Source organism: Nonomuraea thailandensis, assembly GCF_024172165.1.
In the GTDB taxonomy this organism is placed as follows: Bacteria; Actinomycetota; Actinomycetes; order Streptosporangiales; family Streptosporangiaceae; genus Nonomuraea; species Nonomuraea thailandensis.
The window spans coordinates 7538630-7554784 of the sequence record NZ_JAMZEB010000002.1 but is presented as its reverse complement, the minus strand read 5'-3'; the positions used below and the strand labels follow the sequence as shown (position 1 = coordinate 7554784).

The window sequence follows — 16155 nt, the reverse complement described above, 5'->3', positions numbered from 1 at the left end:
TTAGACGCGCGTGGGGACCGATTCCTGCATGGCCTGCTCGGTACGGGACAGCGCGACGTCCCTGGTCTCCCGCATGGTGAGGTACACGATGAGGGACACCGCCGCGCAACCCGAGACGTACCAGAAGAAGCCGGACTCGATGCCGCTGTCCTTGAACCACAGCGCCACGTACTCGGCGGTGCCGCCGAACAGGGCGTTCGCGATGGCGTACGGCAGCGCCACACCGAGGGCGCGCACGTTCGTCGGGAACAGCTCCGCCTTCACCACCGCGTTGATCGAGGTGTAACCCGTCACGATCACCAGGCCGATCAGCGACAGCACCAGCCCGCCGCCAAAGCCCTGCACCCCGCCGAGCGCCGTCATCAGCGGCACCGTGCCCAGCATCGACCCGATCCCGAACGTGATCAGCAACGGCCTGCGCCCGATCCGGTCCGACAGGCCGCCCGCGAGAGGCTGCAGGCACATGAAGATGAACAGGGCGCAGAAGCTCACCAGCGTGGCCGTCTCCTTGGGCAGGCCCGCGCTGTTCGACAGGTACTTGGTGAGGTACGTCGTGTAGGTGTAGTACGCGACCGTGCCGCCCATCGTCAGCGCGATGACCAGCAGCGCCTCCTTCTTGTGGGCGAGCAGCGCCTTGATCGTGCCGCGGCTCTGCGCGCTCTCGCGCTCCTCCTCGTCGTACGCCTCCGTCTCCAGGAGGTTGCGGCGCAGGTAGAACACCACCGCTGCGGCGGCCGCGCCGACGATGAAGGGGATGCGCCAGCCGTAGGAGTGCAGGGCCTCGGTGGACATCGTGTTCTGCAGGATGATCTGCAGGCCGAGGCCGACGAGCTGGCCGGCGGTCATGGAGACGTACTGGAAGCTGGAGGCGAAGCCGCGGCGGCCGCGCGGGGTGGCCTCGGTCAGGTACGTGGCGCTGGCCGCGTACTCGCCGCCCACCGACAGGCCCTGCAGCAGCCGCGCCACCACCAGGACCAGGGCGCCGAAGTAGCCGACCGCCTCGTACGTCGGGGCGATGGCGATCAGCAGGGCGCTGGCCGACATGAGCGTGACCGTGAGCGTGAGCGCCGCCTTGCGGCCCCGCCTGTCGGCGTAGCGGCCCAGCAGCCAGCCGCCGAGCGGGCGCATGAAGAAGCCGACGGCGAAGATGGCCGCGGTGTTCAGCAGCTTCGCGGTGTCGTTGCCCTCCGGGAAGAAGGAGGCGGCGAAGTAGACGGCGAAACTGCTGTAGACGAACCAGTCGTACCACTCGACCATGTTGCCGATGGAGCCGCCGATGACGGCCTTCCACGGCACGCGTGCCTTGCTCACGAAACAACCTCCTGGGGGGAGTACCTGCTGGTCAGAGCCTCGTGGCGGAAGGTTGTCCGGGCAAGGGAGGAGGGGTGATATCTAACGTCCGCTTAACATGACCTCTTACGCGGCATTAACGTCGGCGCAACATCGGGGTGGCAGGTCAGCTCAGCGGCGGGTCGGCGTTCCTCGCCCGCTCCAGCGCCAGGTCCGCCCACCACTCGCCGCTCGGCGGGGACACCACGCCGCGCTCGGGATCCCGCTCGCCGTCCGTGCCCCGCCTGCACCGGCCGCTGGAGGTGCCCGCGCGGGCGATCCACAGGTACGCGTCCACCAGCTCCTCGCCCGTCTCGGTCGTGGGCCGGTCGCCGACGCCTCTGCCGGGCGGGTTGCACCAGGTCTGCGGGTCCTCGTAGTGCTTCTTCGGCGCCCAGGAGCCCTGGCCGTTCCTACTGGTGTCCACCACGAAGTGCGGCATGGCCGCCGGGTCCACGTCGGCGTCCTGCGGGCAGGTCGTGCCGCCCGACTTCAGCCGTACGCCGATGCAGGCGGACAGGGCCTTGCCGTACTCGACGCTCTTGTCCGTGCGCTGGTGACCGCCCGTGTTGACGAAGAACCCGTCCGCCCGGTCGATGCCGGCGCCGATCAGGCGCTCGGCCATGATCTCCGTGCCCGGCCAGAAGTCCTGGCTGCCGTCCAGGTAGACGGCCGTGCCGGGGTTCGCCTTGAGGGTCTGCACGGCCTGGCGCAGGTCCTGGTAGCGCTGCTCCGGCGTGCCCTCCTGCTCCGGGCACTGCTCGGTGCCCGGGACCCTGACGAGGCTGCCCGGCTCCAGGATGACCACCGCCTTGGCGTCGCCTATCCGGCGGGCGATGCCGGTGAGCCACTCCTGGTAGGCGGGCATGGCCGAGGCGGTCGCGGGGTGGCACTCGTTGCCCGGCATGTAGCTGATCAGGAACACGGGGACGCCGCCTGCCTGCTCGGCCCCGGTGATCGTGGCGTCCACCTTCGACCTGACCTCCGGCTGGTTGAGGCGGATGGCGTGGGGGACGCGGGCCAGCCTGCGCATGAGCTCGGCGTCCGCCGGGCGGTCGTCCTTCCACAGGGCCGCCTGGCGGGCGGCGCCCGGCTCCTCGGGGGCGTAGAAGGTGACCGGTTCTGTTGATCTGAGCGGGTTCCGGGAGGCGGGCGGCGGGGTGCCGGTGGCCGATGGGCTGGTGCCGGCCGGGGGCTTGCCGGTGACGGTGACCGGGTCCTCGCGCATGGCCAGGGCCGCCGAGACCCCGGCCACCGCCACCACCAGGGCGGCTGCGGCGGCCAGGAGCTTGCGCCGGCCCACCCGCGCCTCACGGACCGCGCCGCCCGGGCCGTGCGTGCCCGCGCTCCCCGGGCCGTGCGCGCCTGCGCCGCCTGCGCCGCCCGTGTTGCCTGCGCCGTGTGTGCCCACGCCGTGCGTGCCCGCGGCGGCTGCGCCGTGCGTGCCTGCGCCTCCGCCGCCCGTGCTGCCGTCCGCTCCGCCGGGGACTGCGGGGCCGGTGCCGGGTGTGGGCATGGCCGCCGCACGCATCGCGCCGGGCTCCGCCGTGCCGCCGCTCGCCGCACCGGCGCGGGGAAGGCCGCCGGGTGAGGGCGCATTCGTGCCGCGCGGGCCCGTGGCCGTTGTGCCGTGCGGGATGCCGGTGCTGAGGTGGTCCATGAGGGTCTGGGCCGTGGGGCGGGAGGCCGGGTTCTTGGAGAGGGAGGCCAGGACCAGGTCGCGGAGCGGGCCCGCGAGGCCGTTCAGGCTCGGAGGGTCGTGCACGATGCGCAGGAGGAGGGCCGGGACGGAGCCCGAGCCGAACGGCGGCGCGCCCGCGGCGGCGAAGGCGACCGTGCAGCCCCAGGAGAAGATGTCGGAGGCCGGGCCGACCGCATCCCCCGACACCTGCTCGGGCGACATGTACGCGGGCGTCCCCAGCACCGTGCTGCTCGCCTCGGAGTCGGCGAGCCAGGCGATGCCGAAGTCGATGACCTTGGGCCCCACCTGGGAGAGCAGCACGTTGGAGGGCTTCAGGTCGCGATGCACCACCCCGGCCCCGTGAATGGCGCGCAGGGCCATCGCCATCGAGGCCGCCAGGCCGTCGAGCGCGGAGCCGCGTAACGGCCCCGAGACGTCGACGGCCTCCTTGAGGCTGGGGCCCTCGACGTACTCCGTGACCAGGTACGCCAGCCGCCCCTCCACGTCGGCGTCGAGGACGGGCGCGGTGCAGAAGCGGGCGACGCGCTGGGCGGCGGCCACCTCCCGGGCGAAGCGCCGCCTGAAGTCGGGGTGCGCGTCCATCCTGGCGTGCAGGAGCTTGACGGCCACCCGTGTGCCCGCGGGGTCGCGGGCGAGGTAGACGACGCCCATGCCGCCCTCGCCCAGCCGGCCGAGCAGGGTGTACGGGCCCACCTGCCCCGGATCGCCGTCGCGCAGCACCTCCAAGGTCATAGAGGCTCAGGTTAGCCCGGATGATCCATTCGCTCTACAGGGTCAGGCGCCACTCGCTCCACTCGTCGAAGAGCTCGAAGCCCATGGCCTCGTTGATGGCGACCATGTGGCTGTTGCTGGTGGCGTTCCAGGTGATGATGCGTTCGAGGTGCGGCTCGTGCTCGCGCAGCCAGAGCAGGTTGGCGAGCTTGAGCAGCAGGCCGAGCCGGTGGCCGCGGTGGGGGCGCAGCACCGCGGTGTCGCTCTGGTGCCCCCAGCCGTCGGCGCGGTCGGAGTCGAGGAAGACGCGCGTGAAGCCGGCGGGGGCGCCGTCGGAGTCGCGGCGGGCGATCATGGTGTAGCAGGTCTGGCGGAGGTCCGGCATGTTCTCCTCACGGGAGCGCATGCGTTCGAGGCTGTAGTTCTGGTCCTCGACGCCGCTGTCGCGCGGGGCGTCGTTCATGCCGTTCATGAGGGTGGCGAGATCGGCAAGCAGCTCGGGGGCGGTCGGGCCGGTCCAGCGCTCCAGACTGTAGCCGTCGACCCGGGGGATCATGCGCTCCAGAGCGGGCCAGTCGGCCTTGCGCAGGTCGAGCGTGCGGCGCGCCTCCGCCAGCGCCACGCTCATGCCGTGTGCGCGGGCGAAACGGGCGCCCGTGCCGGTGGCGAGGGTTTCGGTGAGCAGGAGGGTGCGGCCGTGTGCCCGCATGCGGCCGAGGGCATGCTCGAACAGGGCGGAGCCGAGCCCGCGCCCGCGGTGCGCGGGGTGCACGACGAGGGGGAAGATCCACCCCATGTGCTGGTTGTCGAGCTGCGGGAACCCGAGCGCGTAGCCGCCGATGACCCGGTCGTCCTCGATCAGCGCCCACGGCTCCACCCGCCCTCCGAAGGAGTGCGTGCAGAATTCGTGGCGGAAGCGCGGAAGCGGGATCACCGGGCCCGCGTCCTCGTCGTAGCCGGCCACGTAGGCGGCGTGCAGGCCCGCGACCAGGGCGGTGCCGGCGGGCTCGCCCGGCCGGTCGGCGATCGGGATGGGCTGGATCCGCATGCTCACAGCCAAGCGCACCCCCACCCGCGGGGGCCAATGGTTTTCTACTGGCGGTAGTTCTCCACCTCGCCGGCCGGGCGGGCGGCGGCGCCGTCGGGGTCGTCGCCGGCGCTGCGCCTGGCCCGGCGCTGCCTGAGCAGGTCCCAGCACTGGTCGAGGGCCGTCTCCAGCTCCTTGATGCGCGCGTGCTCCCGGTCGGAGGTCACCTCGCCGGCGGACATCCTGTCGCGCAGCTCGTGCTCCTCGGTGACCAGCGCGCTGATCCTGGTGAGAATCTCGTCGTCCCGCATGTCCAAGACTCTAATCACCGCGTGATAGAACACGCCCTATGGGTGGTATGGCGCTGGTAAGGAAGCCTGGTCCGAAAATCTCCGAGGGCATCGTCACGCACATCGAGCGGGAGCCGGTGGATCACGAGCGGGCCGCCGCCCAGCACGACGCCTACGTCGAGGCGCTGTCCCGGGCGGGCTGGCGGCCGGTGTACGTGCCACGCGCCGACGACCTGCCCGACGCGCCGTTCGTGGAGGACACGATGGTGGTGTCGGGCCGGCTGGCCGTGCTGACCAGGCCGGGGGCGCCGGAGCGGCGGCCGGAGGTGGAGTCGGTCGCGCGAGCCGTGCACGAGCTGGGCATGAAGTCGGTCAGGATCGTGCCGCCCGGCACGCTCGACGGCGGCGACGTGCTGCAGGTGGGCTCCACCGTGTACGTGGGCAGGTCGGCCAGGTCCAACGACGAGGGCATCTCCCAGTTGACGGCCCTGCTGCCCGAGCGCCGGGTCATGCCCGTGGAGCTGCGCGGCGTGCTGCACCTGAAGTCGGCGGTGACCGCGCTGCCCGACGGCACGCTCATCGGGGATCCGGCCTGTGTGGACCTGCCCGGGGTGCTCGCGCCGGAGGAGGAGGCGGGCGCGCACGTGGTGGTGCTGGGCGAGGACCGCGTGCTGATGGCCGCGTCGGCCCCGCAGACCGCCGTAATGCTCGAAAAACGCGGATATTTCGTGACGAAGGTAGATATCTCGGAATACGAGAAGCTCGAAGGTTGTGTGACCTGTTTGAGTGTTCTCGTGGGCGACTGACGGTTCTCAGAATCTGAGATCCTGGGCGGTGCATCCCGAGACGTCTGGTAGCGTGCATGACATGCTGCGCGGGCTCCTTCTTAGCTGCCGCGGCGGGGGCCTGTAAGGCCGGCTCCCTCGCCGCGGAGCGAGTCATGCGCGTCGGCCGCTTTCTTCCTGAGACCGACGAGGAGCATCAGACATGACCGCTCAGCAGCCCAGCCGTATGCCCGTCCAGCGTTACCAGCCGTTCGAGCCGATCCGGCTGACCGACCGCACCTGGCCCGACAAGGTGATCACCGAGGCGCCGCGATGGTGCGCCGTGGACCTGCGCGACGGCAACCAGGCCCTGATCGACCCGATGGACTCGCACCGCAAGCTCCAGATGTTCGAGCTGCTGGTACGCATGGGCTACAAGGAGATCGAGGTAGGCTTCCCCGCCGCCTCGCAGACCGACTTCGACTTCATCCGGCAGATCATCGAAGAGGGCCGCATCCCCGACGACGTGGTCATCCAGGTGCTGACGCAGGCCCGTCCCGAGCTGATCGAGCGCACCTTCGAGTCCATCGAGGGCGCCAAGCAGGCCATCGTGCACCTGTACAACTCGACCTCCACCCTCCAGCGCCGCGTCGTCTTCGGCCAGGACAAGGACGGCATCACCGCCATCGCGGTCGAGGGCGCCAAGCTGGTCAGGAAGCTCGCCGACGCCACCGACGTGGACGTCTACTTCCAGTACTCCCCGGAGTCGTTCACCGGCACCGAGCTGGAGTACGCCGTCGAGGTGTGCGACGCGGTCAACGAGGTGTGGCAGCCCACGCCCGACCGCAAGGTGATCATCAACCTGCCCGCCACCGTCGAGATGGCCACCCCCAACATCTACGCCGACCAGATCGAGTGGATGCACCGCAACCTCAAGCGGCGCGACTCGATCGTCCTGTCGCTGCACCCGCACAACGACCGCGGCAGCGCCGTGGCCGCCGCCGAGCTGGGCTACATGGCCGGCGCCGACCGCATCGAGGGCTGCCTGTTCGGCAACGGCGAGCGCACCGGCAACGTCTGCCTGGTCACCCTGGGCATGAATTTGTTCTCCCAGGGCGTCGACCCCGAGATCGACTTCAGTGACATCGACGAGATCCGCCGGGTCACCGAATACTGCAACCAGCTGCCCGTGCACCCGCGTCACCCGTGGGGCGGCGAGCTGGTCTACACCGCCTTCTCCGGCTCCCACCAGGACGCCATCAAGAAGGGCTTCGAGCACCTGGAGCGCGACGCGGCCGTGGCCGGGGTGCCGGTGGACGAGTTCACCTGGGCGGTGCCGTACCTGCCGATCGACCCGAAGGACATCGGGCGCAGCTACGAGGCCGTCATCCGGGTCAACAGCCAGTCGGGCAAGGGCGGCGTCGCGTACATCATGAAGGCCGACCACCAGCTCGACCTGCCGCGCCGGCTGCAGATCGAGTTCTCCAAGGTCGTGCAGGCGCGCACCGACAGCGAGGGCGGCGAGATCAGCCCGGCCGCGATGTTCGAGATCTTCCGCGACGAGTACCTGCCCAACCCGGCCAACCGCTGGGGCCGCCTGAGCCTCATGGCGCACCGTCACGAGTCCACGGTCGACGACCGGGACCTCATCAGCGCCGACGTGCGCCTCGACGGGGAGATCCGCGAGATCGAAGGCAAGGGCAACGGCCCGATCTCGGCGTTCATCGACGCGATCGCGCGCGTCGGCCTGCAGGTGCGGGTGCTCGACTACGTGGAGCACGCGATGAGCGCGGGCACCGACGCCAAGGCGGCCTCCTACCTGGAGTGCGAGGTCAACGGCAAGGTGCTGTGGGGGGTCGGCATCGACGCCAACACCACCACGGCCTCGCTGAAGGCCGTCATCTCCGCGGTCAACCGCGCCTCCCGCTGACCCGTCGCCGCCGGGGCGAGGGGTACGACGCCGTACCCCTCGCGACGGCCGGGTGGACCGTCAGCCGGGGCGGCGGAGCGTGCGGTGTACGGCCAGGCCGCCGAGGGCCGCGGACGCCAGCGCCAGGATTCCCGCCTCGGTCCACTGGAAGCGCCAGAACCTGGACGGCGGGTGGAAGTACACCGCGTAACGGTAGCCCTTGCCGAACAGGCAGGCCTGCCACGCCTCGGCGTTCCTGCTGCTCTGCCCCGCGTCCACGCGGCGCGGGCAGCCGCTGCCCGACGGCTCGGCGACCTCCCTGCCCGACGGCTCGACCCAGGCGGCGCTCACCAGCCGGACGTCGGGATCGTCCGGCAACACGGTGCCGGACAGCTCGGCCCGCGCGGGCTCGGCGTAGTGGTCGCTCAACTGGAACAGCGTGAACATCGTCACCGCCACCCCGGCCACGGCCAGCGCCATCGCGGGCAGCGTACGCCGGAACAGGGTGCCGGCCGCCGTGCCCAGCGCGAAGGCGTACAGCCACCACGCGGCCGGCGCCAGCCCGACCATGTTGAACACGCCGATGTTGCCGAACGTGGAGTCCAGCCCCGTCCTGAACACCGGCCGCCACAGGCTCACCATGAGCGAGAGCAGCAGCCCGCCCGCCACCACCGCCGCGCCCAGGACCGACAGCTTGACCGCCAGCCACCGCCACACGGGCACGGCCTGGGTCCAGGCCAGCCGGTGGGTGCCGCGCTCGTACTCCCGCCCGAGCAGCGGCGCTCCCCAGAACGCCCCGATCAGCGCCGGCGCCACCAGCGGCATCCAGCCGAACACCGAGTAGACCGCGTCGTAGCGCTGCCCGAGCGCCACCGCCAGATCGCCGCACGCCACGCCGGGGCCCGGGCAGCCCGGCGGGGCGTGCTCGGCCACGTACCGGCTCGCCTCCACCGCCGAGCCCAGCAGCAGGGCTCCCAGCAGAGCCAGGAAGCCCGCCGTCACGAGGATCTGCGCCCGGTGCTGGCGCCACGTCACCCAGATCACGCGCCCACCCCCGTCAGCCCCGGCAGCGCCGACGACCCGGGGCTGCGCAGGTAACCCATGACGAGCTCCTCCAGCCCGGGGCGCCGCGCCTGCCAGCGCGGGTCGAGCGGGAGCGCGCCCCTGACCAGCATGCTGACCTGCCTGCCGGTACGGCTCGCGCCCACCACCCGGGCCCCCGCCGCCGACGCCCCGTCGGGCCCGGTGAGCACGTGGTGCCCGTCGAGCAGCTCCTCGACGTCGCCGCTGACCTGCAGGCCCCCTCCATTCAGCACGATCAGCCAGTCGCAGGTCTCCTCCAGGTCGGAGACGACGTGCGAGGACAGCAGGACGGTCAGCTCCCGATCGGCGACCTCCGCCATGATCACGCGTATCACGTCGTGGCGCGCGAGGGGGTCGAGGTTGGCCAGCGGCTCGTCCAGCACGAGCAGGTCGGGCCGGGAGGCCAGCGCCAGCGTGACCGCCACCTGCGCCTGCTGCCCGCCCGACAGCGCGCTCACCTTCCGCTCCGGCGGGATGCCCAGCCCGGCGAGCCGGACGGCTGCCGCGGCGCCGTCCCAGCGGGTGTTCATGCGGCGCCCGAAGGCGAGCATCTCGGCGACGGTGAAGCTCTCGTACAGGGGTTTGTCCTGCGCCACGAACGCCGCCGCGCCGGCCACGCGGACGGTGCCCCGCGACGGCCGCAGCAGGCCGACGGCCACGTGCATGAGCGTGGTCTTGCCCGCGCCGTTGGGGCCGACGAGCGCCGCCACGCGTCCCGCGGGCACGGACAGCGAGCAGTCGCGCAGGGCCCAGGTGCGGCGATAGCGCACTCCCAGCCCGGTCACCTCCAGCGCGGGGCTCATGCCACCCCCTTCTTGGCGGCGTCGGCCAGGACCGCGGCGAACAGCGTCCGCAGGTCCTCCTGATCGAGCCCGGCCGCGACGGCGTCGCGCATCCACGCCTCCAGGCCGCGCCGCAGCCGCGTGTGCTCGGCGAGCGTCGCGCCCGCGATGCCCTGCCGGACGAACGTCCCCATCCCCGGCCGGCCCTCGACCAGCCCCTCGCGCTCCAGCTCCCGATACGCCTTGAGCACGGTGTTCGGGTTGATGGCCAGGGTGTCCACCACCTCGCGGGCGGTCGGCAACTGGTCACCGGGCCGGAGCGTGCCGAGCCTGAGGGCCTGTTTGACCTGGTGGACGAGCTGCAGGTACGTCGAGACCCCCGAGCCGCGGTCCAGGCTGAATTCGATCAACCGAAGCACCCTTTCACTATTTAAGTAGTGAAAGGGTGTTGGATGCGAGGGGAGTTGTCAATGCGTGGCCGGGCGGCCGCCGTGTAGTGAACGTTGCGTTTCTATGTGCCGAACTCTATGCTCCTTAGAGAACGCTCCGTTCACTAAGGAGGTGGTGTCGTGGGTGTCGTGCTGGCCGGGTTGATGCTGGCGATGCTGCTCGGCGCGCTGGACCAGACGATCATGACGCCCGCGCTGCCCGCCGTCGCCGGCGCGCTGGGCGGGCTCGATCGGATGCCCGCCGTCGTCACCGCCTACCTCGTCGCCGCCACCGTCGTCATGCCCGTCTACGGCAAGCTCGGCGACCGGTACGGCCGCAAGCCCCTCATGCAGGCCGCGATCGTGATCTTCGTGACCGGAGCCGTGCTGTGCGGGCTGGCCACGTCGATGCCGCAGTTCATCGCCTTCCGCGCGATCCAGGGGCTGGGCGGCGGCGGGCTCATGATCGGGTCCCAGGCGATCATCGGCGAGATCGTGAGCCCGCGCGAGCGGGGGCGTTACCTCGGCCTGTTCGGGGCCGCGTACATCGTGGCCGCCGTGGGCGGGCCGCTGGTCGGCGGGTTCTTCGTCGACGGGCCGGGATGGCGGTGGATCTTCGCCGTCCACCCGCCGCTCGGGCTGCTGGCGCTGGTGCTGCTGAGCGTGGCGCTCAAGCTTCCCCGGCCCCGTACGCGGGCGCCGCTCGACGTGGCCGGGGCCGTCACGCTGGGCGTCGCCGTGGTCGGGGTGGTCATGGTGGGGGAGAGCGGGAACCCCGCCTATTTGGCCCTGGCCGCCGCCGGCGCGGTGGCGTGGCTGGTCAGCGCCCGGTTCGCGCGGGATCCGATCCTGCCGCCGCGGCTGTTCCGCGACCGGGCGTTCGCGGTGCCCGTGGTGATCAGCCTGCTCATCGGGTTCGCGCTGTTCGGGACGATCACGTACCTGCCGGCGTACGCGCAGATCGCCCTGGACACCAGCGCCACGCAGGCAGGGCTGCTGGTGACCGCGCTCATGGGCGGCGTGCTGCTCACCGCCGTCGTCTCCGGCCGGCTCATCACCAGGACGGGGGCGTACAAGCCGTACCCCGTCGCGGGCACGGCCCTGGCGGCGGCCGGGCTCGCGCTGATGGGCCTGGCGGGGGCCGGGCCGGTCGTGCTCGTCCTCGCCCTGCTGCTGACCGGGCTCGGGGTCGGGCTGGTCATGCAGGTCATGGTGCTGGCCGCGCAGAACGCCGTGGACCACGCCGACCTCGGCACCGCCACCTCCTCGGTGACGTTCCTGCGCCAGGTCGGCGCGTCGGCCGGGGTCGCGCTGGTGGGGGCGCTGATCACGCTGCGCACGGGCCTGGCCGGCGCCTCGCCGTCGAGCCTGCCGGAAGGGGTGCGCGGCGCGTTCGCCGAGGCCGCGCCGCCGGTGTTCGCGGCCATGGCGCCGCTGCTGGTCGTGGCGTTCCTCCTGGCGCTGGCGCTGCCCGTGCGCCCGCTCCGTACCACCGCTCATGTCGAGGAGAATCAGTGGAACTCGTCGCACCCCTGAACGCCTTCGGACGCGCCGACCTGGCCGTCGCCGGTGGGAAGGGCGCCAATTTGGGCGAGCTGGTCAGGAACGGCTTTCCGGTGCCCGGCGGCTTCGTCGTCACCACGCACGCGTACGAGCCGGCCGTCCAGGGCCGGGACCCGCGGGCCTGCCCCGAGCCGTCCGAAGACGTGCGGCAGGCGATCATCGGCGCGTACGCGCGGCTCGGCGGCGGTCCCGTGGCCGTGCGGTCGAGCGCCACGGCCGAGGACCTGCCGGGCGCCGCGTTCGCCGGCCAGCAGGACACCTACCTCAACGTCGTCGGCGAACGGGCCCTGCTCGACGCCGTACGCCGCTGCTGGGGGTCGCTCTGGACCGAGCGCGCCGTCGCCTACCGCGCCAGGCTGGGCATCGACGACGCCGGCGTGCGGATCGCGGTGGTCGTGCAGAGCATGGTGGAGGCGGAGGTGGCGGGCGTCATGTTCACCGCCGACCCGGTCACCGGCGACCGCGCGCACCTCGTCATCGACGCCAGCAGCGGGCTCGGCGAGGCCGTCGTCTCCGGGCTCGTCACGCCGGACCACTACGTGCTGGACGGGCGCGGGCGCATCGCCTTCACGCCCGGCCGCCGGGAGGTGGTCATCCGCGCCGCGGCCGGCGGCGGGGTCGTCCGCGAGCGCGGAGAGCAGGCGCGAGCCCGGCGGCAGGCGGGCGGCGAGGCTGGGGAGCGTGGCGGGCGGCTGCCGGATGACGTGGTGGCGGAGCTGGGGCGGCTGGGCCGCGAGGTGGCCGCGCATTTCGGGCGGCCGCAGGACATCGAGTGGGCGTACGCGGGCGGGCGGCTCCATCTGCTGCAGGCGCGCCCGATGACCGCGCTGCCGCCGCCCCCGGTGGGCACACTCAACCCGATCCAGCGCCGCCTGGCCACGGTCCTGCTGGAGTACCTGCCCGAGCGGCCGTACCCGATCGACATGTCCACCTGGATCCCCTACGGCCCGGTGGGGCTGATGCGCAACGTCCTGAGCAGCTTCGGGGTACGGCGCGCGTTCGAGAACTTCCTTCAGGAGGAGGACGAGGTCGTCTACCGGCTGCTGCCCTCGGCGCCGAAACCGGGCCCGAAGGCGCTCGTGGCGCCGTTCCTGGTGGCGGCCAAGGCCGCCCGGTACGACCCTGCTCGCTGGACCGGCGACCGGCGCTTCCGCGACTACCTCGCGGCGATCGAGGCGCTGCGTGCCCGCGACCTGCGGGCCATGCCGTGGGCCGAGCTGCTGCGCGTGCCCCGGCAGGCGCTCGCCCTGGTCTCGCCCGTGGCCGACCTGCGCGTCGACTACCTGCCGGGCACCGGGCTGGCGTTGCTGCGGCTGCTGGTGGCGGTCCGGCTGCTGGGGCGGCGGGAGCTGTTCGCCGAGCTGCTGCACGGGGCGCGTACCCGGACCACGGACACCAACCGGGCCCTGGAACGCCTGGCCGAGGTGGCCAGGCGCACGGGGGCACTGGAGCCGGGCCCGCCGCCCGCCGAGTTCGCGGACGCGCTGGCGGCGTTCCTGGACGAGTACGGCCATCGCGAGACCGCCAGCCCCATCCTCGTCACCCCTCCCACCTGGGAGGATGCTCCCGAGGTGGTGCTTGACTTGGTAAAGGTGCTGGCCGCGGGCTCTCCCGCGCCGGAGGGACCCGGAGCGGCGGAGGCACGGCCAGGACCGGGGGAGCGGCGAGCAGCGGAGGTACGACCGGGACCGCAGGGGTCGCCTGCGCGGGAGGAGCCGGATGGCGCGCTTGAGCGGCTGCTCGCCCACCCCCTGCTGCGCCGCTCCAAGGGCGGTCGCGCCCGGATCACGCGCTGGGTGGAGGCGGCGCGCGCCGGCGTCGCGTTCAGGGAGGACAGCCACTTCTCCTTCATGATGCCGCAGCCCGTCCTGCGCAGGTCGCTGCTGGAGCTGGGCCGCCGCCTGCGCGACGCGGGCGTGCTGACCGCCCCGGAGGACGTCTTCCACCTGCGGCTGGAGGAGCTGGAGGAGATCGGGGACGTGGCCACCCTGCGCGGCGCGGAGGCCGAGCGGCTGCGCGAGACGGTCGGCCGGCGGGCGCTCAAACGGGAGGAGCTGTCCGGCGTGCGGCTCATCGACCCGGCCGCGGTCTTCCCGCCCGCCGAGACCGGCGACGCACTGCTCACCGGCGCTCCGGCCGGCGGCGGCACCGCGACGGGGCCGGTGAAGGTGATCGCCAAGCCCGCCGAGTTCGGCCGGCTCGCCCCCGGTGACGTGCTCGTCTGCCCGTACACGAACCCGTCGTGGACGCCGCTGTTCCAGCACGCGGCGGCCGTGGTCGTGGACACCGGCGGCGCGGCCTCGCACGCCGCGATCGTGGCCAGGGAGTACGGCATCCCGGCCGTCATGGGCACCGGCACGGGCACCTCGGTGCTGGCGGACGGGCAGCTCGTCACGGTCAACGGCGACGCCGGCACCGTCCGCGACGCCGCCCCCGGCGCCGGCGCCGCCCCCGGCGCCGGCGCCGGTCGAGCCGCCCGCGCCGGCACAGTCACCGGCACAGTCACCGGCACAGTCACCGGCACAGTCACCGGCACAGTCACCGGCACAGTCACCGGCACAGTCACCGGCACAGTCACCGGCGCTTCCTAGAATGCTTGCCATGGTCACCGACCACCGCAAGCTGCCACGACGCCGGGGCGAGGCGCTCAGCGCCGCGATCTACCAGGCCACGCTCGACGAGCTGGCCGAGGTCGGCTACGCCGGGCTGACCATGGAGCGCGTCGCCGAGCGCGCCAAGGCCAGCAAGGCCTCGCTCTACCGGCGCTGGCCCACCCGCATCGAGCTGGTGATGGAGGCGGTCTACCAGTCGCTGCCCAGCCCGGAGAGCTCGCCCGACACCGGCAGCCTGCGCGGCGACCTGCTCGCCATGCTGACCCGCACGGCGCAGGCCCTGTCCGGCCCGGCCGGTGAGGCGATGCGCGGGCTGCTGGGCGAGGCGCTGCGGGGCGAGTCGCCGCTGGGCACCATGCGGCGCAACTCGCAGGGCACGGCCAGGAAGCTGATGGAGGAGGTCGTGCGCCGGGCGGTCGAGCGGGGCGAGGTGGATCCGGCGGACGTCACGCCGCGCCGCCTCGACTCCGGGCACGCGCTGCTGCGCCACCACTTCCTCTTCGAGGGCCCGCCGATCCCGGAGCGGCTGGTGGTCGAGATCGTGGACGAGGTGCTGGTGCCCCTGCTCAAACCGCACGCCACCGGCTGACCCCGCCACGCAGTCAGAGGAGCGATCGCGCGACGACGCTCGGCCGGGACGCCCGGCTGACGGCGCTCGGCCGGGCGACCGGGCTGACGGCGCGCAACCAGGACGCCCGGCTGAGGGCGCCGGGCTCTGGCGGGTGCCGGCTCTGGCGGGTGCCGCTCAGATGCGGACCGGGCCGAGCACGGTGTGCTCGGGCAGGCCCTGGTCGTGCGGGGCCCGCTTGAGCGCGGTCCGCGCGACGAGCGCCGTCAGGCCGCTGCTGATCAGCGCGCAGGCCGCCACCGCCGCCACGTGCCACGGCGAGCCGTCCCGGGCCCCCACCGCCATCAGCCCCGCCACGGCCAGCCAGCCGATCGCGTTCAGCATGGCGGCCACCGCCAGCGACTTGCCGGCGGCCCGCGCCGCCCCCGCCATCAGCGGGGACGCCGCCGCGGCCAGCGGCAGCGGCAGGACCAGCGCCATGAGGGCCGGGACGAAGAAGCCGCCGGCCATGGCATCGCCGAGCGCGGTGATGGGGTGACCCCAGCCCAGGGCGAGGCTGACGTACAGGAGCAGGACGAGCCCGATCGGGAAGGCCACGACCAGCGCCGTCAGCAGCACCCGCCGCCCCGTCGCCCGCGCCGCCACCCCGTAGGGCGCGCGCTTGCCCGCGGCGCGCGCGGCGATGCCGAGCTGCCACGGCGCCAGCAGCGCCATCGCGCCCGCCGCGACGAAGCACCAGGTGGCCGTCCTGAACAGCCAGCCGGCCTGCGCGGCGTGCTCCCAGGTGAACCGGAGCCCGGACGCCTGGCGCACGGCCGGGTCCCACAGCAGCCACAGGGCGTAGACGCCGGCGGCGAGGACGGCGGTGAGCGGCACGCGCAGCGGCCGGGCGCCGGGGATGCGGCGGCGGTGCAGCCACGCGTCGGCCGCGCCGGCGGCAAGGTCGGCCACCGTGCGCAGCCGCACCGGCCGCGAGGCGACCAGGTCGGCCACCTCCTCGCCGTAGCGCTCCCGCCACACCTTCGGGTAGAGCCTCAGCACGGCTCCCGCCACGACGCGCATCATGCCTGCCCCCAAGCCACTCGCCGAACCCCCGCCTGCTCCACCCGGCGCAGCGTGGCGAGCTGCTCGCGCAGCGCGGCACGCCCGCTCCCGGTGATCCGGTACGGCTTGCGCCGCTCCGACGACTCGACCGGTTCGATCCAGCCGCGCTCCTCCAGCCGCATCAGCGCTCCGTAGAGCGTGCCCGGCTCCAGCGACGTGCCCGAGAACTCCTCGATGTCGCCGATCATGCGATATCCGTGTTTCTGCCCCTCTGCGAGGCTGATGAGCACCAGCAGCGCCACGTCCGTGAAGCGGCCGAGCTCCTGTGACTTGCGAGCCATGT

At 72.9% G+C, this 16155-nt stretch carries 14 protein-coding genes; 5 read left to right on the top strand and 9 right to left on the bottom strand.

What is annotated here, in order from left to right; all coding sequences use genetic code 11:
* The 4 genes from HD597_RS38415 to HD597_RS38400 form a co-directional block, all read right to left on the bottom strand.
* Positions 1–1311, bottom strand: coding sequence for an MFS transporter (locus tag HD597_RS38415; RefSeq protein WP_253748933.1), 1311 nt, complete (start codon positions 1309–1311; stop codon positions 1–3).
* A 145-nt stretch (positions 1312–1456) separates the two neighbouring features.
* Positions 1457–3763, bottom strand: coding sequence for a glycoside hydrolase family 6 protein (locus tag HD597_RS38410; protein ID WP_253748931.1), 2307 nt, complete (start codon positions 3761–3763; stop codon positions 1457–1459).
* A gap of 34 nt (positions 3764–3797) precedes the next feature.
* Positions 3798–4790 (bottom strand): GNAT family N-acetyltransferase, encoded by a 993-nt coding sequence (locus HD597_RS38405; RefSeq protein WP_253748929.1) that lies wholly within the window; start codon positions 4788–4790, stop codon positions 3798–3800.
* 44 nt (positions 4791–4834) lie between these two features.
* Complete coding sequence (locus HD597_RS38400; RefSeq protein ID WP_253748927.1) at positions 4835–5080, bottom strand: DUF2630 family protein; 246 nt, start codon at positions 5078–5080, stop codon at positions 4835–4837.
* Between the two features lie 47 nt (positions 5081–5127).
* Between HD597_RS38400 and ddaH the strand changes: the two genes are divergently transcribed.
* Both ddaH and leuA read left to right on the top strand, forming a co-directional pair.
* Entirely contained in the window at positions 5128–5865 is a 738-nt protein-coding gene (ddaH, locus tag HD597_RS38395; protein ID WP_308210776.1) for a dimethylargininase, read from the top strand.
* A 181-nt stretch (positions 5866–6046) separates the two neighbouring features.
* Positions 6047–7753, top strand: coding sequence for a 2-isopropylmalate synthase (gene leuA / locus HD597_RS38390; RefSeq protein WP_253748923.1), 1707 nt, complete (start codon positions 6047–6049; stop codon positions 7751–7753).
* A gap of 60 nt (positions 7754–7813) precedes the next feature.
* On the opposite strand, the gene HD597_RS38385 is transcribed toward leuA, so the two are convergent.
* Genes HD597_RS38385 through HD597_RS38375 form a run of 3 tightly spaced genes read right to left on the bottom strand, consistent with a single transcriptional unit; the run spans position 7814 to position 10016 of the window.
* A complete protein-coding gene (locus HD597_RS38385) occupies positions 7814–8776 on the bottom strand; it encodes an ABC transporter permease (RefSeq protein ID WP_253748921.1) in 963 nt (320 codons plus the stop codon).
* Complete coding sequence (locus HD597_RS38380; RefSeq protein ID WP_253748919.1) at positions 8773–9618, bottom strand: ABC transporter ATP-binding protein; 846 nt, start codon at positions 9616–9618, stop codon at positions 8773–8775. The genes HD597_RS38385 and HD597_RS38380 overlap by 4 nt, the downstream gene beginning before the upstream one ends.
* The gene (locus tag HD597_RS38375) at positions 9615–10016 is read right to left on the bottom strand and encodes a GntR family transcriptional regulator (protein ID WP_308210775.1); all 402 of its coding nucleotides are present in this window, start codon (positions 10014–10016) and stop codon (positions 9615–9617) included. Before HD597_RS38375 ends, HD597_RS38380 begins: the two co-directional genes overlap by 4 nt.
* 150 nt (positions 10017–10166) lie before the next feature.
* Here HD597_RS38375 and HD597_RS38370 point away from each other — a divergent pair, with 150 nt between their 5' ends.
* From HD597_RS38370 to HD597_RS38360, 3 genes are read left to right on the top strand one after another with little or no spacing between them, the layout of a single operon-like run.
* Entirely contained in the window at positions 10167–11561 is a 1395-nt protein-coding gene (locus tag HD597_RS38370) for an MFS transporter (RefSeq protein ID WP_253748915.1), read from the top strand.
* The gene (locus HD597_RS38365; RefSeq protein ID WP_253748913.1) at positions 11540–14179 is read left to right on the top strand and encodes a PEP/pyruvate-binding domain-containing protein; all 2640 of its coding nucleotides are present in this window, start codon (positions 11540–11542) and stop codon (positions 14177–14179) included. Before HD597_RS38370 ends, HD597_RS38365 begins: the two co-directional genes overlap by 22 nt.
* A gap of 10 nt (positions 14180–14189) precedes the next feature.
* Complete coding sequence (locus HD597_RS38360) at positions 14190–14789, top strand: TetR/AcrR family transcriptional regulator (protein ID WP_253748911.1); 600 nt, start codon at positions 14190–14192, stop codon at positions 14787–14789.
* A 156-nt stretch (positions 14790–14945) separates the two neighbouring features.
* Here the strand turns inward: HD597_RS38360 and HD597_RS38355 are convergent, their stop codons facing one another.
* Positions 14946–15833, bottom strand: coding sequence for a hypothetical protein (locus HD597_RS38355; RefSeq protein WP_253748909.1), 888 nt, complete (start codon positions 15831–15833; stop codon positions 14946–14948).
* On the bottom strand, positions 15830–16153 hold the full coding sequence (locus HD597_RS38350; protein WP_253748907.1) for a PadR family transcriptional regulator: 324 nt from the start codon (positions 16151–16153) through the stop codon (positions 15830–15832). Before HD597_RS38350 ends, HD597_RS38355 begins: the two co-directional genes overlap by 4 nt.
* Between the last annotated feature and the right edge of the window lie 2 nt (positions 16154–16155).